Annotated in this window: 15 protein-coding genes; 7 read left to right on the top strand and 8 right to left on the bottom strand. The window is 42.2% G+C overall.

Annotated features, from left to right (window positions below):
* Positions 1–126: 126 nt before the first annotated feature.
* Both Q0L00_RS18745 and Q0L00_RS18740 read left to right on the top strand, forming a co-directional pair.
* On the top strand, positions 127–1,719 hold the full coding sequence (locus tag Q0L00_RS18745; RefSeq protein ID WP_297338427.1) for an amidohydrolase family protein: 1,593 nt from the start codon (positions 127–129) through the stop codon (positions 1,717–1,719).
* A 22-nt stretch (positions 1,720–1,741) separates the two neighbouring features.
* The gene (locus tag Q0L00_RS18740; RefSeq protein ID WP_297338426.1) at positions 1,742–2,542 is read left to right on the top strand and encodes an alpha/beta hydrolase; all 801 of its coding nucleotides are present in this window, start codon (positions 1,742–1,744) and stop codon (positions 2,540–2,542) included.
* Positions 2,543–2,611: 69 nt separating this feature from the next.
* Here the strand turns inward: Q0L00_RS18740 and Q0L00_RS18735 are convergent, their stop codons facing one another.
* The gene (locus Q0L00_RS18735) at positions 2,612–3,475 is read right to left on the bottom strand and encodes a glycoside hydrolase family 16 protein (RefSeq protein ID WP_297338425.1); all 864 of its coding nucleotides are present in this window, start codon (positions 3,473–3,475) and stop codon (positions 2,612–2,614) included.
* 75 nt (positions 3,476–3,550) lie between these two features.
* Positions 3,551–4,966, bottom strand: a complete 1,416-nt coding sequence (locus Q0L00_RS18730) for a hypothetical protein (protein ID WP_297338424.1) — start codon at positions 4,964–4,966, stop codon at positions 3,551–3,553.
* A gap of 193 nt (positions 4,967–5,159) precedes the next feature.
* On the opposite strand from Q0L00_RS18730, the gene Q0L00_RS18725 reads away from it, so the two are divergent.
* Positions 5,160–8,075: a triple tyrosine motif-containing protein gene (locus tag Q0L00_RS18725; RefSeq protein WP_297338423.1), complete on the top strand. Its 2,916-nt coding sequence runs from the start codon at positions 5,160–5,162 to the stop codon at positions 8,073–8,075.
* Between the two features lie 19 nt (positions 8,076–8,094).
* Here the strand turns inward: Q0L00_RS18725 and Q0L00_RS18720 are convergent, their stop codons facing one another.
* From Q0L00_RS18720 to Q0L00_RS18705, 4 genes are all read right to left on the bottom strand, one after another.
* Complete coding sequence (locus Q0L00_RS18720; protein ID WP_297338422.1) at positions 8,095–8,766, bottom strand: hypothetical protein; 672 nt, start codon at positions 8,764–8,766, stop codon at positions 8,095–8,097.
* Positions 8,767–8,781: 15 nt separating this feature from the next.
* Complete coding sequence (locus Q0L00_RS18715; RefSeq protein ID WP_297338421.1) at positions 8,782–10,089, bottom strand: OmpA family protein; 1,308 nt, start codon at positions 10,087–10,089, stop codon at positions 8,782–8,784.
* 268 nt (positions 10,090–10,357) lie between these two features.
* Positions 10,358–10,504, bottom strand: coding sequence for a hypothetical protein (locus tag Q0L00_RS18710; protein ID WP_297338420.1), 147 nt, complete (start codon positions 10,502–10,504; stop codon positions 10,358–10,360).
* Positions 10,505–10,618: 114 nt separating this feature from the next.
* Entirely contained in the window at positions 10,619–13,363 is a 2,745-nt protein-coding gene (locus tag Q0L00_RS18705) for a helix-turn-helix domain-containing protein (RefSeq protein ID WP_297338419.1), read from the bottom strand.
* Between the two features lie 146 nt (positions 13,364–13,509).
* On the opposite strand from Q0L00_RS18705, the gene Q0L00_RS18700 reads away from it, so the two are divergent.
* The 4 genes from Q0L00_RS18700 (at position 13,510) to Q0L00_RS18685 (ending at position 16,217) form a co-directional block, all read left to right on the top strand.
* The gene (locus Q0L00_RS18700; protein ID WP_297338429.1) at positions 13,510–13,959 is read left to right on the top strand and encodes a MarR family transcriptional regulator; all 450 of its coding nucleotides are present in this window, start codon (positions 13,510–13,512) and stop codon (positions 13,957–13,959) included.
* Between the two features lie 79 nt (positions 13,960–14,038).
* Positions 14,039–14,566, top strand: coding sequence for a YceI family protein (locus tag Q0L00_RS18695; RefSeq protein WP_297338418.1), 528 nt, complete (start codon positions 14,039–14,041; stop codon positions 14,564–14,566).
* 96 nt (positions 14,567–14,662) lie between these two features.
* Entirely contained in the window at positions 14,663–15,613 is a 951-nt protein-coding gene (locus Q0L00_RS18690) for a ring-cleaving dioxygenase (RefSeq protein WP_297338417.1), read from the top strand.
* Positions 15,606–16,217, top strand: coding sequence for a dienelactone hydrolase family protein (locus Q0L00_RS18685; RefSeq protein ID WP_297338416.1), 612 nt, complete (start codon positions 15,606–15,608; stop codon positions 16,215–16,217). The genes Q0L00_RS18690 and Q0L00_RS18685 overlap by 8 nt, the downstream gene beginning before the upstream one ends.
* 163 nt (positions 16,218–16,380) lie before the next feature.
* On the opposite strand, the gene Q0L00_RS18680 is transcribed toward Q0L00_RS18685, so the two are convergent.
* Together Q0L00_RS18680 and sbcD are read right to left on the bottom strand one after the other, a co-directional pair.
* The gene (locus Q0L00_RS18680) at positions 16,381–19,413 is read right to left on the bottom strand and encodes an SMC family ATPase (RefSeq protein ID WP_297338415.1); all 3,033 of its coding nucleotides are present in this window, start codon (positions 19,411–19,413) and stop codon (positions 16,381–16,383) included.
* Positions 19,410–20,639, bottom strand: coding sequence for an exonuclease subunit SbcD (gene sbcD, locus Q0L00_RS18675; RefSeq protein WP_297338428.1), 1,230 nt, complete (start codon positions 20,637–20,639; stop codon positions 19,410–19,412). Before sbcD ends, Q0L00_RS18680 begins: the two co-directional genes overlap by 4 nt.
* Positions 20,640–20,680 lie beyond the last annotated feature (41 nt).

Here is a 20,680-nt window from a genome sequence, read left to right as displayed (position 1 = left end):
TACGGTGGTGTGGGAGGTCGAAACGGGAACTAATCCCGTTTCTCCTACCCGATTGCTCCTATCCTAAAGTGATTTTTTCTGATTGCATTTTCCCCTAACTTATTGTTTCTAAAAAGCCATCACTGTATGTCCTGTAAAAAGTTTATCCTCATTTTGCTGTTCGCTGCGTTTGCCATGCCGGTTATTTCCCAGATTAAGTCTGCTCCAGACCGTTCGGAAGGAGAGGGGCCCTATGACAAATTAATCATTCGAGGAGTGACCTTAATTGATGGGACAGGGGCACCTCCAATTGGCCCTGTGGATATCGTGGTAGAAAAAAACCGGATTGTACAAATTCAAACAGTAGGGTATCCCGGACTTCCCATCAACGAGATCCGAAGACCTAAAGGGGACCAAAACACCAAAGAGTTGGATTTGGAGGGACATTACCTTCTTCCGGGATTTGTGGATATGCATGGGCATATTGGGGGGACTGGTCAAGGGACTCCGGCCGAATATGTATTTAAATTATGGATGGCTCATGGGATTACCACCATCCGAGATCCCTCTACAGGAAACGGACTGAATTGGGTGTTGGAGCACAAACAAAAATCAGAGGAAAACGCCATCACAGCCCCTAGGATTTTGGCCTACACCGCTTTTGGTCAAGGTTCCGATGAGCCGATTACCACCGCAGAACAAGCCAAAGCTTGGGTCAATGAAAATAAGGCAATGGGAGCGGATGGCATCAAGTTTTTTGGAGCTAATCCAGAAGTTATGGAGGCGGCAATTTCAGAAAATAAACGGATCGGTTTGCGCTCAGCCATGCATCATCAACAAATGGATGTGGCTCGCTGGAATGTCTTACACTCTGCCCGAGCAGGCTTGACTTCAATGGAGCATTGGTACGGATTACCTGAAGCCTTATTTGAGGATCGCACTATTCAAGATTTTAGATTGGATTACAACTACCAAAATGAGCAACACCGATTCGGTGAAGCAGGTAAACTGTGGAAGCAAGCCGCAGCTCCTTACTCTGAGCATTGGAATGAGGTAATGAATGAACTGTTGGAATTGGATTTTACCCTTGATCCAACCTTTAATATTTATGAAGCCAATCGGGATCTCATGCGAGCTCGTACTCAAGAATGGCATCAGGTTTATACCTTACCTTCCCTTTGGAGATTCTATGCGCCTAGCCGACAGTCTCATGGTTCCTACTGGTTTGATTGGACCACAGAGGAGGAAGTGCAGTGGAAAGAAAACTACCGACTTTGGATGGCTTTTGTTAATGAATATAAAAACAGAGGTGGCCGAGTGACTGCCGGATCTGATTCTGGTTTTATTTATCAATTGTATGGATTTGCCTACATCCGGGAATTGGAATTGCTTCGAGAGGCAGGATTCCATCCGCTAGAGGTAATCCGATCTGCTACGATGTATGGTGCAGAGGCGTTAGGAATGGAGAAAGAAATCGGAACTGTAGAGGTAGGAAAACTTGCGGATTTTGTGATTCTGGAAGAGAATCCACTTCAAAATCTCAAAGTTTTATATGGAACCGGAAGCATCCGAATCAATGAAAACAATCAGCCAATTCGAGTAGGCGGGGTGAAGTTTACGGTCAAGGATGGAATAGTTTATGATGCCAAAAAGCTATTGGAAGATGTGAAATCCCTGGTGGATCAGCAAAAAGAAAGTGAAAATGCTACCCTGACCCAGCCTGGTTTGGACTGGGAATAATCAGCAGAAAAATTATACGACTATGCCGCAAATAACTGTCAATGGTGTGAGCCTCCACTACCTCGATTCAGGTGTTGGGAGGGAGACAATTGTCTTTTCCCATGGATTATTGTGGAGTCAGCACATGTTTGTAGCCCAGGTTGAGAAACTGTCTAAATCCTATCGGGTGATAGCCTATGATCATCGAGGTCAGGGACAAAGTCAGGTGACCGGACCTTATGACATGGATACGCTTACCGAGGATGCAAAGGCATTGATAGAGGAACTTTGTGATGAGCCGGTACATTTTGCAGGCTTGTCCATGGGTGGGTTTATTGGAATGAGATTGGCTTCAAGATATCCCCAGTTGGTCAAAAGTTTGATTCTGATGGAAACTTCAGCTAACGCCGAACCAGTTGAAAATCTCCCAAAATATAAAACGCTAAATGGAATAGTGAAATGGATGGGAGTCATTAGTCCTGTAGCCCGCAAGGTGATGAGAATTATGTTTGCTGAAAGTTGGCTTCAAGAGAAAACCAATAAGAAAAAGGTAGACTATTGGCAAAAGCAGATGATGAAAAATAAAAGAAGTATTTCTGGTCCGGTGGAGGGCGTAATTTACCGAAAAGGGGTGGAGTCAGAGCTAGCACAAATCCGTTGTCCTACTTTGGTCATCGTCGGGGATGAAGATGTGGCCACCAAACCCGAGAAGGCAAAATTCATCCAAATGGGAATAGCTGGGGCAAAACTTCATCGTATTCCCGGAGCTGGTCATAGCAGCTGTATCGAAAAGCCTGAAGAAGTTAATCATTTGATTTTAGATTGGTTACAAGAACAAACTTGACCAATGGGACAGATTGAAAAAAAAAGCGATCCAAAACAATGGGTCGCTTTTTTCTTAGGTAATTACATGCTATTGCGTTTGGAAAACCCGCACATAATCTACAATCAAGTGTTGGGGAAAAGTCGTCGTTGCGTTGGGAGAGCCCGGCCAGTTTCCCCCTACAGCTACATTCATGATAAAGAAAAAACTTCTTCTAAATTCATCCAATCCGGCAGGTGTGATATCGATTTCATGGTAAACTTCATTGTCAATAAACCAACGGATTTTGGTCGCATCCCATTCGATACTATACACATGAAATTGGTCCGCCAAGGTCCCATTGGATAACGTTTTTTCTCCGCCATACTGTGCATGCGAGCCATCATTGGACCAATGTACTGTGCCGTGAACGGTGTTTTCCCGACCATTTCCTCCGACCATTTCCATAATGTCAATTTCTCCGCAGGCAGGCCATCCTTCCGTTTCAAAGTTGGAGCCCAACATCCATAATGCTGGCCAGAGTCCTTGACCACGGGGCATCACAGCCCGAAAATCTATTCTTCCGTATCGGAATTGCTGTTTTCCCATCGAAATAATCCGCGAGGAGGTATAATCACTTCCATTAAATGACTCTTTTTTTGCCGTGATGATCAAATGGCCATCTTGAAAGGAGGTATTCTGGGAGCGATAATATTGAAGTTCATTGTTTCCCCACCCGTTTTGTCCCGTTCCTGTTTCCTGGCTCCAATTTGCTGGATCTAGGCTATTTCCATCAAAGTCATCTTCCCAAACCAAGGACATGCCATCGTAGCTTTCTGGGGAGGTGTATCCGGTGGAAGGAATGGCAATTTCGGTTTGGTTGGTGTCTGTCCCAGGATTACTGGGGGCTTCAGTCCCACAACCTGAAAAAAATACAAGCCAAGCAGAAAATAAGAGGTAATGTATCGTTCTCATAGTAATAAATGTCATGAAAAAACCCGCTGCATGGGTTCAAACTTCAGATCCATGCAGCAGGAAAAATTAAGGTAATTAATTAGAGATCAACTTAAAGGTCCACCAAATTCCGTCTTGGATTTCAATGTGTAAAGTTAGTCTTTTCACCCCATCCTCATCGGTAAAGCTTGCTACTTGATAGGTTACATCGTCCGGTACATCCACATTAGGAAGTTCTCCGCCGTTCACGACCTTAGGCAGTGCCACGTGAGCACCTTCACCAATTAGTCTCAAGGTTTCACCGTCAAATTCAAAACTGTAATCCCCTGATCCGTCATGTGGAGCAACAGGCGTACCACAGGTGTCGGCACCGACTCCTTGCCAAGTTTCAAGCCAAGTCTGCTCTCCCATTTCAATAGAGAAGCTTCCGTCTGCTCCAAAAGTGTAGATATCGTCAAAGAAACAAGCTCTTGTTTCTACATCTTCAGCAGAATTGGAGAAAAATTCGGTGCTACCTGGGTTTGGCCCTACAGAAAATGCGCCAGCTACTGGCTCCATTTGCCAATCGCCTGCAATATCAGAAGCTGGCTCAGGATCTTCTCCTGCTTCACCTGAGATCAAAAGGAAATCCCACCAAACTCCGTCCCCGGCTTCGATTCTAAGGGTCATTCTGCGGGTATCTCCATCTTGAGACTGCTCAGCAATGGTATAGGTGATTTGATCTGCTATTGCAGCACCTTGAGAGATTTCACCTTCATTGTTTACCTTGGGCAAGCCAACATGTGCTCCTTCCCCAATCAGAGTCAGCTCAGTGGAGGTATAGGTATAGGTATAGGTGCCTGATCCATCGAAAGGTGCAACCGGGGTACCGCAACGGTCCGCATCTACGCCTTGCCAGGTTTCAAGCCAAGTTGACTCACCCATTTCAATTTCAAAGGAGCCATCCGGATTAAAGGTGTATGTATCATCGTAAAAACAATCTCGAAGAGCTACATCGGAATCTGAAATCTGATACCATTCCGAACTTCCAGGCGCAGGACCTACTTTTAAGGAACCCGCAACCGGCTCTACAGACCAAACACCGGTGATATCAAATGCGGGAGAGGCAGAGGATACGGTAAAAGAAACGTTGTCGGAACTTTCATTTCCATTGGTGTCGGAAACGGTGACATCCAAATTATATTCTCCAGCTTCAAATCCGCCAGCCACTTCGATGGTTACGGTTTGATTGTCACCAGTCAGTTCCTCTGAACCTGAAGTGACATTTTCCCCTCCTCGGGTAATGGAATAAGTGAGGTTCGACAGAGCACTAATTGTGCTCCCTTCGATCCCGTCTGAAACTTCGATTTCGATTCTAAAATCGTCACCTTCTGTAGTACCACTGGTAATACTTCCCAGATCTAGGGTTGGCGGCGTATCAATTACATCCACATCCGCAAATCCGTTGTCGCAACTCCAAACGATTAGGAGTGCAAGCAAAGCCATTGTTGAGTTTAAAATTAATTTTTTCATAGAGTTTATATTTTAACCCAATGTCACCGCTTACCCGGTTAATCCCAAAAATCTTACCTCTTCATCTTTTCATCTCTTACCAACTCATAATACATCAAAATTTCATCAATGAGTTAAAAAAATTGTGTAGATGTGAATAATTGGGCATTTTCACCTGAGTTATTTTTCACAAACTGGATTTTATGATTTCTCAATGTCTGTAATCAAATTGAAAACCACGTATTCATTTTACTGGCTGTTTGTAGTACTGCTTTTTCTGGGAACTTGTCCAACTGGAGTGCTGCTGGCCCAAAATGAGGAAGATTTCAAAGGGCTGCCTTTTATTACCAATTATGGTCCTGAACGGTATAAAGCCGGGATTCAGAACTGGGATATTATTCAAGATGGAAGGGGGGCACTTTTTGTTGCTAATAATTTAGGTTTATTGGAATTTGAAGGGGAAAATTGGAGTCGATATGGAATTAATAACACCAAAGTCCGGTCCGTACTTCTAGGTTCAGACGGCAAAATATATGTTGGGAGTCAAGCTGATTTTGGGTTTTTGTCTGCTGATGTCAAAGGGAAATTAGTTTATACCTCACTTGCAGATAGTTTACCTGCTGCTACCCGTGGATTTGATGAAACCTGGAAAGTTTTTGAAATTGGGAAAAAGATTTATTTCTGTACGTTTGAGGGTATTTTCGTCTATGATGGGGAGAACATCGATGTTTATGAAGCCGATAATCGCTTGGAGATTTCCTTTCAAGTGGATAATCTCCTTTACACGTACGCCGTAGATCGCGGATTGGTATTATTTGATGAGGGGAAATTTGACTTAGTGCAAAATGGGGACTTTTTCAAAGATAAACGGATATCCTCCATCATGAAGTATGATAATCAGCAATTGATGATTACCACATTTGAGCACGGGGCATTTTTGTATAATGGCACGGTAAAACCGTTTCAGTTTCAAGGAGATTTTTGGCGAAATGAATTTTTAATCAATCATGCGACTCGATTGAGAAACGGGAATATTGCCATAGGAACCCAAAATGCGGGGCTTTTTATTATTTCCAAAGAAGGAAACAGACTCCTTCACTTATCTAAAGAGGAAGGACTGCAGGATCTGACGATCAATTACATCTATGAAGATAACTACGATGGACTTTGGTTGGCAAAGAATAATGGTTTGTCCCGTGTGGACTTGAACTCTCCGTTTACCTTTATTGATGATCGAATGGGAATTTCAGGTGCAGGCTATACTGCGTTGAAAAGTGGAGAATTGGTTTACTTAGGTACCAATAATGGGCTTTTTGTTTGGGAAGGTGACAAAATCGAGCCAATTGTGGGTATAGATGGACAGGTTTATAACATCCAAAGAATACAGGGGCGTATTTTGGTGGGGCACAATAGTGGAACCTATTATTTAGAGGGTAAAACTGCGGTTAAAATTCATGATGAAAACGGAGCCTGGCTTTTCCGGTCCATTCCTGAGGAACCTAGTCTGTTGATTCAGGGAACCTATACTGGATTGAATCTTTTTGAATGGTTGGGGAGTGATTTGGTTTTCAAACAAAAAATTGAAGGTTTTGGAGAGTCCTCCCGAGTCATGGAGTTTGATGGAGAATACCTCTGGGTAGCCCATGGATACAAAGGGATTTTTAAGCTTAAATTTTCGCCGGATTATACTCAAGTGATAGAAAGCAAACTTTATAATAATAACGATGGATTGCCGACCAATGTCTTGAATAATGTATTTAAGATATCCAACCAATTAGTATTTACTGCCAATGCTGGATTTTATGAATACAGTGTAGATCAAGATCGTTTTGTTTCAAATAATGAATACAATCAGTTGATTGATCCGGGAGCCATGCTGGTGGATATGGAAGCGGATGAAGTGGGAAACGTCTATTTTATCGAGCAGAATATGTTGGGAATAATTAAGCCTCAGCCCAATCATCAGCAAATTGTCCATACAGCGACTTTCAATAAAATTCGCAGGCTCTGGAATGATGATCTAGCCAATATTATGGTGCTGGATAATCAACATATCCTTATTGGAGGGAAGCAGGGTTTTATTCACTATTCCCCTCAGCTCGATATTCCTCAAGGAGTAGAAACGCAAATCATTTTCAGTGAAATATCCTCAAAAGGCACTCAAGATTCTATCCTATTCTTAGGAAATAAATATTCGTCAACAAAGTCTGCTTCTAATTTTGAGACCGAATTAAATTATGCGCAAAACTCCATTTCATTTGAATATGCGGCTCCTCATTTCGAAAGCGAAGATGAAGTCACCTACCAATATAAACTCGAAAATTATGATGAGGAATGGTCCCCATGGAGTCTCGAAAATCGAAAAGAATACACCAATCTTCGGGAAGGAGACTATTCATTTCAGGTACGGGCCCGTGACATTTTTGAGCAAGAAACAGAGCCTGCAATATTTACATTTAAGATTAAGCCACCCATTTATCGTTCCTTTTTCGCTTATGTCTTTTATACGCTAGGAGGGGGATTCCTTCTTTTTCTGGGCTTTCGTTGGTTGGATAAGAGACATCAACTGGCACAGTCCAAATTAAAACAAGAGAAAGACCGGGCCTTGGAAATCAAGGATAATGAAATTGAGACCATTACTCAACGCACCGAAGAAGAGATTATTCGATTAAAAAATGAAAAGCTTCAAAATGAAATAGAACACAAAAATCAGGAGCTAACTTCTTCAGCTATGCATTTGATTCAAAAAAATCAACTGCTCAACACGATCAAAGCTACGCTTAAAAATCTTTCGAAAGATGAAAAAACAAAGCAGCTTAATACCCAATTGGGTAAGTTAATTAAGTCTATCGATAAGGACTTGGATGGGGGAGATGAATGGAGTCAATTTTCTGAGAATTTTGACCAGGTACATGGTAATTTTATCACACGACTCAAAGAAAAATATCCGGACTTGACGCCCCAAGAAATCAAGTTTAGTGCTTACATCCGCATGAATCTCAATACCAAAGAGATAGCCAACCTGCTTGGGATATCTGTTCGTGGAGTAGAAATTGGCCGATACCGGGTCCGCAAAAAATTAAAGCTGGAGCGAAAAGAAAACCTCAGCGATTTCTTGCTGAGGTTTTAATGAGTTGATCTGATCAGCCTTACCTGGCTGGAGCCAATTCTTCCAAAAGGATTCGAGTTACTTCAAAGGACTTAGGTTTTTGCCAATTGTCATTGGTGATATAAGGTCCTATGGAAAGGATTTGGGGAGCGTTTACAGTGTTTGCAATGAGGATCGAAACTTGTTTTTGTCCACTTGAAATAGGAATCATTTGATTGAGCCCTGAGCTAAATGGGAAATAACTATTTGGAGGAATTCTGTCTGTATTGGCCAGTTCAAAGGTGAGTTTATAATCCTTGCCTGGAAGCATCGCGCAAATCAAAGAAAGATTAAACATCTGATAGGATTCTCGGTGGGTGGAATTTAAGATCGGAGTAAGGTAAAAGGTATTTTTATCCAGATTTCCGGAAAATCCCAATTCCATGCCTGGGGTATAAATTTTCGTGGGACTAAGTTCCCAGGATTTGATTCGATTCCGTTCAAGTTCTTCTGGTGAAAAACTAACCTTAGGGGATTTGATCAAATCTGCGTGGAAAGTTTGAGCTTTGATTTGATGGAGGTCCACTTTGGAAGTGACGATTTTGGACAGGCTGGCTGCCTTTATACCGGTATTGAGGGGGGTAGTTTTCAGGGTTTTGCCTGAACTGAATTGAGCCTGACTGGTGAGTACCATACTCAATGTGAGCAGTGTGGAGAAAAGGAGTGTTTTCATGGTATTTGGATTAAGTTAAAATTTCTTGAACTCAACTCGCCGGTTGGCAGATTTTTCCTCTGGGCTGGAGTTGCCATTTAGTGGTTCGGACTCGCCTTTTCCCAGGGTCTGGATCCGATCTGGCTTGATTTGGTATTTGTCGGTGAGATAGGTAGCAACTGAGATTGCTCTTTGATCAGAAAGAATCAGGTTACTTGCTTCATCCCCATCGCTATCGGTATGTCCGATGATTTGGACCCGAAGGGATTCATCCTCCCGGAGCACTTTTCCGAGTTTGTCCAAAAATGAATAGGAATCAGGAATCAGTTGATCAGATCCCGTTTCAAAAAGGATTGCAGTGGTGCTAAATCCTTCCGCTCGTATTAATTTTGATCTTAAATCTTCTCCCTCTTTGGTGATTTTCAAGTTGGCTAAAGCCAAAACTAAATCCTTTTGTAAATCGACTTCCCGGACATAAAATTGAATGTATTTCCCGAAGTTATCTACCGCAAAGGTGGGGATATCAATGACTTTGGTGTCGTCTAAAAATAGGCGGACTCGCTTTCCATTTTTGACTAAAGTGAAATGGATCAGATCATTTAGTTTTTCGGTAAAATCATAGTTGATTTTGTTGGAAATTTTAGCGCTGGTCCCGTAGGTTTCAACTTGAAAATAATCCGATGCGCCATCATACCAAAGGGGCATTTCAATACTTGCCCCCTTTCGGGATTTAGAGACCAAAGGTTCCTCGATCAGGTGGATTGCAAACCGAAGAGCTGAGGTGCCTTTATAGTGAAGGTTGTATGTGAACATGTCAAACTCAAGGGCATAATTCTCTGGAAGTGCCTCAGGCAAAATCGGTAAATAAAACCCGGTACCCGAAGTTCTCAATGCCTTAAAATCATCAATGGTGATCACCTCTCCACCGGTATTGGTCTCCCATTTTGAAGGAAAGTCCCCAAGCTGCTCAGCTTCAAATAAATCCTCATACATCAACTCTCCATTTGGGATAAACTGACTGGCAGGAGAAAACTCAACAGTTTGATCAGGTTGTTTAGAAGGTTCTCGCTCAGAATCATTCGGATATCCTTCGGGTTCAGCTTGAGATTGGTTTTCTCTTTTTTGAGCTCTTTTGGATTTAAAAATATTGGGAGCCTCCATGACCGAGTCAAATGCTTTTTCAGTGGTTTCAGTGGTTTTTTCATCGACTTTTCGTTCCACAGCCCGCTTTGCGGCTTCTTCGGCTGTTTTTTTCAAATCCTTGATAAACTGGGATTGAGCAAAAGCCTCTTGAATCTCGTTTGAGAAGATCAAAATCAAAATCGACAGCATTAGCTTTTTCATCTGTTTATAATTGTTTTTTAGCGGTCAGATGGAATCTCGCAATTCTAATCATCCCGGTGTGTGACGGGTACGTCATGCTCGATTTCATCTGATTATAATTTGTTTTTGAACGGTCAGATGGAATACCCTGGATAATCATTCTCCTGTGTGTCGACTATTCGACATGGGTATTTCATCTGTTTATAATTGTTTTTTAGCGGTCATATGGAATCTTACAGTAATTTTTTTCAGACCAGTGGGGATTTTTTGATACTCGATTTTCCGAATTTTACCCTTTGGTAAATAATACCCGATGTATTATTTTCCCTTTATCCAGGAGAATAAGCTCATAGGTTCCTTTGTCCAAAGGCTGAATACTCAGGATGATTTGACACCCGTTGACCTGTAGCATTTCGCCCGCGTATTTGTTTTTCATTCTTTTTTGGTGAGCTTATTCAAAGGTCAGGAGTGAAGAAAAAAATCTTTGGTAACAGCGTAACAATTACTTGTTCACAGGTAACAAATTGGAGAAAAAATCAACTGTAGGCCTTTATTTGCTGATTTTCTGAAATTCAGAGGGGCTTTTTCCAAAAAATGACTTAAAACTTTTTGAAAAGTGAGAGAGGTCATTGTATCCTACTGCATAGGCTACTTCTGAAATCGGAAGATCAGATTGGAGCAGCAAATTTGAAGCAGTCATCAACCGTTGTTCTTTGAGGTATTCCATGGTCGATTTACCGAAGAGGTGTTTTAATTTTCGATGAAGTTGCATTCGACTCAGATTCATGGCTTGTGCAAAATCATCTGCTGAAAAGGATGGGTTTTCCAGTGCCTCTTTGGTGATTAATCCCAATCGATGAATAAACTTTTCTTCGGCAGGGTTAATTGCCAGCTCGATTGGTTTGAGAATCAATTCCCGGCTATACCTGTCCCGAAGCAGTTTTCTGGATTGGATAAGGTTTTCGATACGAGAAAGCAACAGTTCGGTATCAATGGGCTTTGTAAAAAAATCATCTGCTCCAAAACCGAAGCTTACTTTATGGTTTGAAGCTACCCCGGATGCTGTCAAAATAATCACCGGAATATGAGAAATTAACTCATGGGATTTGATTTTATCACATAAAGAAATACCATCAAAATCAGGAAGCTTTAGATCAATTAAGATTAAATCAGGTACTTCGGACAAGGCTTTTTCCATGCCTTCCTTTCCATTCACAGCAAAATTTAGGAGGTATTGCTTTGCCAATACCTGAGCAATCAAAAACCGCGTATCCTCATGATCTTCCACCACTAGAATTTTTGAAAATTCAGCATCAGGTAAAGGAACTGGTAGTGTTGATTGAGGAATAGCAGTGGGATCCGTATAGGCTTTTTGGAGAGGAAGAGTGAATCCGATAGTTAATACTTGGGAATTAAATTTCGCAAAAATTTCTCCTCCTTGACGGGTTATGATGCTTTTGACTAAGGCAAGGCCGATACCAAATCCGGGTTGATTGGAGTCGATTTGATGATACCTTGAAAATAACTTTTGAATTTGCTGAGGATTAAATTCGGGAGCGGAGTTGGAAACCTTCAAACTTAGGGTTTGATCCTGGATCAATTTTGCCTCCCAAGTGATTTTTCCGTGCGTGGGAGTAAATTTCACAGCGTTACCCCAAAGATTATGGAGGACTTTGAGTAAGAGATCCCGGTCAACAAGCCATAATCCTTTCGGTACATCCAGATTTTCTATCCATTCAATCTGTTGTTCTGCAGATTTTAAATGATAGGGAGTGGCCTCAGATCGAAGGAGTAAGTCTAATTCCTGAGGGGTCTTTAAGATTGGTATAAGGCTGTTTTCCAATTGGTTCAAGGCCAAAATCTGCTCGACCAGCTCGAGCATTCGAGTACTGTGTTTTTGAATCAGATTTAGATTATCTAAGGCAACCGGTGGCAAATTAGGATCTCGCAAAAGTACTTCTGTCGGACCTTGAATTAAAGTTAAGGGTGTGCGGAATTCATGTGAAATATTTTCGAAAAATTCGCGCTTGATCGTATCGAGTTCGGAAATTTTCTGTGCCCAACGAATTTTTTGTTGTTGTCTCCAATACCAAACTATCCCCAGTGCTATCATGAGTATGATTATTGAAAGGAAAATCGCAAGACTTATTCTCTGGGATTGGCTTTGTGCCATATTCTCAGCCTTTAAACTGAGAATTTCTTGCTCTTTTTTGGCATTTTGATACCGAACCTCCAGTTCTTGATATCTTTGGCGTTCGGCTGCTAAATGGATAGAATCCTGTCTATTCCATGTTTCTTGGAGGTAATCGAATGCTTTTTCAAACTGGCCTGCCTGTCGGTAAAGTAGGGCTAGGTTGTAGGTTGTTCCAGTTAGCGGTCCAATATCCCAAACCGGTTCGGACCGAAACATGGTTTCTGCTAGTTCAAATTGGCTGATGGCTTCCACCATTCGGTTTTGTCGCGCTAAAAAATTGGCGTAAACCCAGTGTCCACGGGCTTTTTGATTCAGAGGGGAAGAAGTGGAGGAATTTAAGGATAGAATTTTTAGAAACGTATCCTCTGCTTGTTTGATTTCTCCTTCATATTCGTAAAAGTTGGCCAGACTCCAGTAGCTATCCTGAAGAAGCCCAAGAAGATTTTTCTTGGAGAAAAAATCAATGGATTCTTGGATCAAAGGGACAATGGAGTCCAACTTTCCCTTACCCATTAGATGGGAGAGCCAAAAATTTCTGGAATCAAAGTATCCGCTGCTGTCTTGGTGCTTTAAGGCTAGTGCGGTAGCCTCTTGAAAGTAGCTGATTTTCTCCTGGAGGGAATCCCGTGGTTGGTTTTCATTAGATCGTTGTACAAGACTGCCTATATTGAGCAGGGCGTTTAGTTGGTTTTTGGAGTAGTGATTTTGAATATGGGATAGACTGTCGACGAGAAGAAATTGACTGAATGCTTCGGCTTCTCTGAATTCTTTCATGAAAAGGCTACCCTTGATCATGTGATATTCAATCGTTAAAATTGGGTTTAATGATTCGCCGTAATTTTGAAGGAGACTATCGAGCAGGATCTTTGAAGAACTTAGATGGGACTGTCGGAAATGAGTTTTAGCAAGCAAAAGCAGGTTTTCTGCTTTTTGGATTTCTGAGTTTTGAGGAAGCCTTTCTATCCATTGCTCCGCTAGGTCAAGGCGGCGCGATTGATATAAGCTGTCCCATACCCGGTTTTTAGTATGCCAGGATTGGGCAGACACGTGAGTTATCATGGCTAAAAACCAAATAATCAGGAAAATCTTGATTAGATTCATGGCGGATGCTGAAAAAAAAGCTAGGCTAATTTATTAAAAATCAGGACATCACCGCGGATTATTAAGATTTCACCATTTTTTTTTCAAATGAGGAAACCTTTTAGGGTATTTAAATGTATATACATTAAATTCACTTGTAGATGATGATGAGACTGGAAGAAGCCATAAAGCAAAAAGAATTCAAGGATCCCTATAACAAGCTGGTGGTAAATCTGCTTTATACCCATAGCTATCTGGTGACTGCTCAGAATGGACTGTTTAAACCTTATGATCTTTCCCCAGAGCAGTATAATGTGCTTCGGATTTTGCGGGGACAAAATGGGAAACCCTTGACGGTATCTTCCATTCAAGATAGGATGCTTAACAAAATGTCCAATGCTTCCCGATTGGTTGAAAAGTTGAAATCCAAAGAACTGGTGCAGCGAGTAGAATGCCCCACAGATCGGCGACAAGTAGATGTCAGCATCACTGAAAAAGGGTATCAGGTCTTGAATGAGCTGGAAAAGCAAGTATCCGAATTCAACCACTCTGTCATTAATCTGGGGGAATCAGAAGTCATTCAATTAAATGAACTTCTTGACCGCTTGCGGAAATAAAAAATTTTCCTTATCAAGTGTCTAGACATGAAATGTAAACACATAAATAAATTTTAACTAAAAACAAAAACAAACAATTATGAGCACGACTAAATGGACGATCGACCCTACTCACTCTGAGGTTTCTTTCAAGGTTAAACACTTGGTGATTTCTACCGTGACTGGGTACTTCAAAAAATTTGAAGGAGCAGTAGAAAGTACTTCAGAAGACTTTGACGGAGCAGCAGTTTCTTTCTCAGCTGATATCGACAGCATTGATACGAACCAAAAAGACCGTGACAACCACTTGAAGTCTGCGGATTTCTTTGATGCGGAAAATCACCCTAAATTGACATTTGAAGGGAAAATCGCTAAGAATGGTGGTGACTACAAACTAGTAGGAAATTTAACCATGCGTGAAACTACCAAAGAGGTAGAATTGGACGTAGACTTCGGTGGTGTGGCAGGTGATCCTTATGGACAAACCAAAGCAGGATTTGAAATCGAAGGAAAAGTTAATCGGAAAGAATTTGGTCTTTCTTGGTCTGCGGTAACCGAGGCCGGAAGTGTCGTAGTCAGCGATCAAGTAAGATTAATCTTGAGTATTCAGTTAGTGAAGCAAGCCTAAGGGTAAAAGCCATGGAAAAGTGAATTTTCCATGGCCTATTTCCACCCTTTATTTAACTAAACCACTATTTACCACTTCATTTAAGCCCAAGAAATCATGAAGCCTTTAATTACAGGAATTCACCACATCACTGCTATCGCAGGAAATGCCCAAGCCAATATTGATTTTTACACTGGAATATTGGGATTGAGACTGGTAAAGAAGACCATCAATTTTGATGCGCCGGATGTTTATCATTTCTATTTTGGGGATGAGCTGGGTAATCCCGGAACGGTGTTTACCACCTTTCCTTTCCAAGGTGCCCGCAAAGGTACCAAAGGACTGGGTGAACTCACCTACACGGCATTTTCCATCGCAAAAGATTCACTTGATTTCTGGAGAGCTCGACTTGAAAAATACGGAGTGGCTATTTCAGATACCTTAACTCGTTTCGGGGAGCAACTGATCCGCTTTGAAGATCATGATGGTATGGGGATTGAATTGGTAGCCAATGATCAAGACCCAAGAACCGGTTGGACTTATGGCAAAATTCCTTTGGAATATTCCATAAAAGGATTCTATGGAGCTACCCTTTATTTGAAAGCAAAAGAACTTACCGCAAAACTTCTAACTGAGCATATGAATTATCGATTCATCGATCAAGAAGGAAGTCGATTCCGATATGGTACTGAGGGAAAACCCGGCGACATCGTAGATATTTTGGTGGATCCTCAGGGAAATAGGGGAATGCAAAGCGCAGGAACCGTTCATCATATCGCATTTCGAACTGCCAACGAATCCACTCAGCTTGAAATTCAAAAAATACTGATGGAGAATGGATATCTAGTCACCGAAGTCAAAGACCGAAACTATTTTAAATCCATTTATTTCAGAGAGCCGGGAGGAGTATTATTTGAAATAGCTACTGACGAACCTGGATTTGCCATTGACGAGGAGGAAGCACATTTGGGTGAGTTGATTAAGCTGCCTGAATGGGCTGAACCTAGCCGAGAAAAAATTGAAAAAGGATTGACTCCAGTGGAGTTAAACTATCAAAATTATGAATAATCTAATCCAAGCCGGCACGCCACTATCTAAAGCTCAAAAGGCCGCTATTCTTATCCATGGAAGAGGGGCCAGCGCAGAAAGTATTTTGTCACTCAAAGACCATTTGAATCTTGAGGGATTTGCACTACTGGCTCCTCAAGCCGAAGGAAATACCTGGTATCCTTACAGCTTCATGGCTCCGGATGAAAGTAATGAGAAATCGTTTCAAAAATCCTTGAGGGTTATTCAGGACGCCTATGATCTGATTGTAGAAAATGGTATCCAACCCGCTGAGATTTACTTCATCGGTTTTTCTCAAGGAGCTTGCCTTAGTTTAGATTTTGCCGCACGAAATGCCCAAGAATATGGAGGTGTGATCGCTTTTACAGGAGGTCTGATCGGTGAAAGTTTAAAGAAGGAGAACTATTCAGGGAATTTTGAAGGAACACCCATCTTCATCGGTAGCAGCGAGCGTGATTTTCACGTCCCGGCAGAGCGGATTGAGGCTTCGGCGGATTTACTTCGTAAAATGGATGCGGAAGTGACCGTGAGCTTATTTTCTGATCCTCAACATACCATTCGTCAAGAAGAGATTGACTGGGTTAACAACCATATACTATCTTAAGTAAATTGGTTTTCTTAATTCGAAAAGTCTGTTGGTTTTGCCAATAGACTTTTTTTATGACCCATGAACATTGATCTTGACTGTGTGGATACCCTATCCTGCAGGGTAAACTCAAAGGAATATTCTATCCATCCGTCAAGCTTAGTCCATTATTTACCATTAACTAGTAAGAATAACTCACGTTTGAGCCAGTTTCAGGATCAAGCTCCACTTGGGCATAGACCCCGATTTCCTGCTGCAATTCTTCCACATGACTAATAATTCCCACAATTCGATTCTCGTGACGGAGGGATTTGAGCGTCTCGAAAACCACCCGAAGGGAATTGCGATCCAAAGCTCCAAAGCCTTCATCCAAGAAGAAAAAGCTTTGGTCAGCCTGATTCAGTGCTTTTACTTTTTCGGCCAAAGCCAAAGCCAAACACAGGGAGGCTTGAAACGTCTGGCCTCCTGAAAGCGTTTTCAAAAGCCGTTTTTTTCCGCCATTGAGATAGTCCACCACCCAAAACGTATTGTCCTCATCGATTTCCAGTGAAAGGCTGTTTTTGCTCAATTTCATAAAACGTTGATTAGCCGTATGGCAAAGTTCCTTGAGATAAATCGAACTCACATACTTAACAAAACCACTGCCTTTGAAGAGTTTTTCCAATTCACGGAGGTAATTTTCTCGCTTTTCGATGGCTTCTAAATTCCGAAGCAAAACCTTCTTTTCCTCGATTTTTTGTAAGGTAGTTTTAACTTCTTGCTGCTGAATAACCACCATCTCCTGAAGTTCTTTATTTATCGACAAGGTTAATTGATACTGGGCGGCCAGCTTGACAAAAGCCTCTTCATTAAACTCAACCACCTCTTTTTCTTTTTCCAGCTCTTCGATTCTGCTTTGCGCCAAAGCGAATTGTTGATCAAACTGTTGGATTTCTTGAGCGATTTTGTCCGCATCAAGCGAATGCTCAAACAATCGTATTAGCGCTTCCTCATCTGGAAAACCATGTTCCTTTTTGAGGGCGTCAAACTCTTTTTCCAGCTTTTCGATTTTAGTCTGCACCGAATTCAGGGAATTTTTGAAATTTTTCAAGTCGGCCAAATTCGTTGCTGACTTAGTTTGGAGCTCCTGAATGTAGATCTGCTTGCTCTCCAAAGCCAAAGCCGCGTCGTGGATGTCTTTCTCGACTTTGTCTATTCCTCGTTGGATTTCTTCTGGGTTTTTTTCAAAGAAGGCTTGGCAAAAATTTGGATCCTTAATTTCATCCTGTTTGGATTGGATGGCAGTTTGGAGGTTCCCCTTTTTCAGTTGGGCTTGTTGCAACTTGTCCTGAGATTGGTCAAGGTCCTTTTGAACTTGATCGATCTCCTGCCGGATTTTTTGGATGCTTTTCAGGATTTTTTCCCGAATTTGAGCTTCATTTTCGAGGGTCTGGATTTGCTGAGCTAATTTCTTTTGATCGTTGATTTTTTGCTCAGCCAGTGCCTGAGTGAGCTTCTCCCATTTTTCGGAAATCCCATTTTTATCTTGCCGGTTTCGTTTTAGATTTTCGCCATGATTTTGGAGATAAATTTCCTGCTCGTTGAGTTGTTGGCGGATAAGGAGTATTTTTTCGAGTTGTTCTTTTTCTTGGGCGATTTTCAGTTCAATCTCTTTTTGATCCTGATTGTGATTTCTTTTTTCGAGCGGATCTGGGTGTTCAGTTGCGCCGCAAAGTGGGCAGGGTTTCCCATCTTCTAGCAAATGGGCGTGATTATTTAGCCCGGATTTTTGTAGAATCGCCTCCCGTTTCATTTCCCAATCTCGGATTTCGTTTTGCTGAAATTTCAGCCAATCCTCTAGCTTTTGGAAATTTGCCGGGATCTGGGATCGTAAATTGTTCACGGTTTCCGTGACTTTCTTTTCCTCGCTTTCGAACTGGGCAATGAGTTTATTTTTTTGAGCCAATTGAGCCTCTAGGTCTTCCCAGGTATGCAGTTGATTTTTCAGGTTGGCAAGGTGGTTGGCATTCGAGGCTGCTAATTTTTCCAACTGGTTTTCTGATTCTCGGAGCTTGTTTTCCTGCTCTTTCCGCTGGTTTTGTAATTTGGCAATACTAGGTAAGATCTGATCCAATTCCTGCTCAGCAACCTGAAGCTTTTCTTTGAGTTGCTTAATTTCCAGCACTTTCTTTAGATCTCGGATTTTACCTTCCCGCTCAGGACGGTTTTGATTCTTTTCTCGGAGTTCCTTTTCTTGGGTTTTTTCTTCGGCTAGTTCTTTTTCAAACTCGATCGCCAGGTGTTCAGAATCGAAGATGTTTACCCGGTATTTTTCTGCGTCGATGCGTTGATCTTGAAGTTGGTTCCACACGGGGCGGAGGTGACTTTGGGCCGTCATAAAGTCCCGATGGAGCTGGCGCTGTTTTTCGATTTGAGGTTTTTGGGTGAGCAGTTCTTTTTTCATTTGGCTGTATTCCCTCCAGGCATGGTGTTTCTCCCGTGATTTTTCTTGGGATTTTACAGCTTGCTCCAGCTTGGCTACTTTTTCGGCACTTTGCTTAAGTTCTACTTTTTGGCTTTCGAGTTTTTCAGTTTGACCAACCAATCTCTCTTCTGAGTATGCTTCCAGAGTCTGAATTTTGGTGTCCAATCGGATTTTTTCATCCTTCACCTCGCGCAAAAGGCTTCCGGTTTTGGCGGCCAAATCAAATCGCTCCAACCCAAAAAGTTCTTTCATCATCTCAGCCCGAGGCCCTGGAGTCAGGTCAATGAATTCCCGAAATTTTCCCTGAGGAATAATCACCGTCTGCTTGAAGTGATCCTTTTTCATCCCAATGATTTCCTCTGCTCTTAGCTCCAGCGCTTCCCAATTCCCATCGACCTGCAGGTAAAAAACGTGATTGGCGGGATCTACTTTTTCGGGATCTTTTTTGTTTCGTTTGGCTTCATAGCGAGCTAAGTAAATTTCACTGTTGTTTTTACCGGAGCGAAAAATAAAACGAATAAGAACTTGATCACTTTGCAGGTTGATCATGGAGTTTTTTTCGCCTCGGTCCGAAAGCCGCTCCGTACTGCCATAGAGTGCCAGCAGAATGGCCTCTAAAATGGAAGATTTACCACTGCCTACCGCTCCAAAAATCCCAAAAAGTCCCGCTGCCGTCAGCGGTTCAAAATCGATGGTTTCTTTTTCTCGATAGGAATATAATCCTTGAATTTCTAGCTGAACAGGTATCATGCGTTGGGGTCTTGACCGATGACTTCTTTAAACATGTCGAGGAGTTCGGGGTGGGGTTCCTGCCCCCGCTCGTTTTGAAAATAAAGTTTGAACAGGCTGAGCATGTCCTTTTCCAGATCGGCTGCTTTGAGACTGATGTCTTCGCTTTGAAGGGGGTTTTTAATCTGAGGAATCAGGTTGACGATTCCGTCATGGGCTTTGAGGATGGCCTTCCGGGTAGCCGCATCGATGGAGTGTTCGGTTTTAAAGGTTAACTCCACAAAACAATAGGGATTTGCCTCCAGCCAATTCAGAGTATCTGGCAAATTGTCAAATGTTTTGCGATACAGCGCTTTTCCTTGTTTCAGAGGAATAGGATGAAAGTTGACGGCTTGGGCAGGTTTTGCCTCAATTACTACGACCTGCTTTTGCTGATCAGCTTCTGAAAAAGAGTAAGCCAAAGGACTACTGGAATAGATTACCGGAAAGGGACTTTTATCCACCGCATGATAGCGGTGAAGGTGTCCCAGGGCCGCATACTGAATTTGTTGGGGAAGATTTTCGGTGAAAAGTGCCTGAGTCCCTCCCACATGAAGAATGGGACGTTCGGACTCGGGTTCAGCCTCCAAGGGTTCTCCTTTTTTAGAAAAGAAGAAATGGCCAAGGAATACATTAACCCCATTCCCATCACAGTATTGATCGGCGAGTTTTTGCCATTTTTCGGAGAGGATCGTGCGGAATTCCTCTTCTCTATTTTCCTCGCCCAAGTATGTTTTGAGACTGACTTCATTGGCATATGGAGCAAGAATCAACCGGATGGGGAAGTCAATTTTCGGGATATTCAGCTCAATAAAACCACTTTCAGAACGTAAAATTTCGATACCAGAATCAAGCTTACCTCTTGCGATTTGGCTGTCATAGCGGCTGTAAAAAAATATACCCATTTCCCGGGCTAGCGGATCCGGGGCTTCAACAAATTGGGTGCTGTCGTGATTTCCGGAAATCGCAATAACCGGGCGCTGTCCATTCTTTGAAAGTCGGTGAAGTGTCTTGTAGAGGAGTTCGACAGCTTCGTGTGCTGGATTGAAGCTATCAAAAATGTCACCAGCAAGCAGAATTAAATCCACCTCCTGCTGATCGGCGATTTGGCAGATTTCTTCGAGGACTAGTTTTTGTTCTTCGATTCGGGGAAATTCCTGCAGTCGTTTTCCCAGGTGCCAGTCTGCGGTATGAAGGATTTTGAGCATAGGTAAAAAGGTAGATATAAAAGCGGAGGTTTTGGTTAATG

Source organism: Algoriphagus sp., assembly GCF_024305035.1.
Taxonomy (GTDB): Bacteria; Bacteroidota; Bacteroidia; order Cytophagales; family Cyclobacteriaceae; genus Algoriphagus.
The sequence above is the reverse complement of the archived record's forward strand: the minus strand, read 5'-3'. Positions and strand labels throughout refer to the sequence as shown.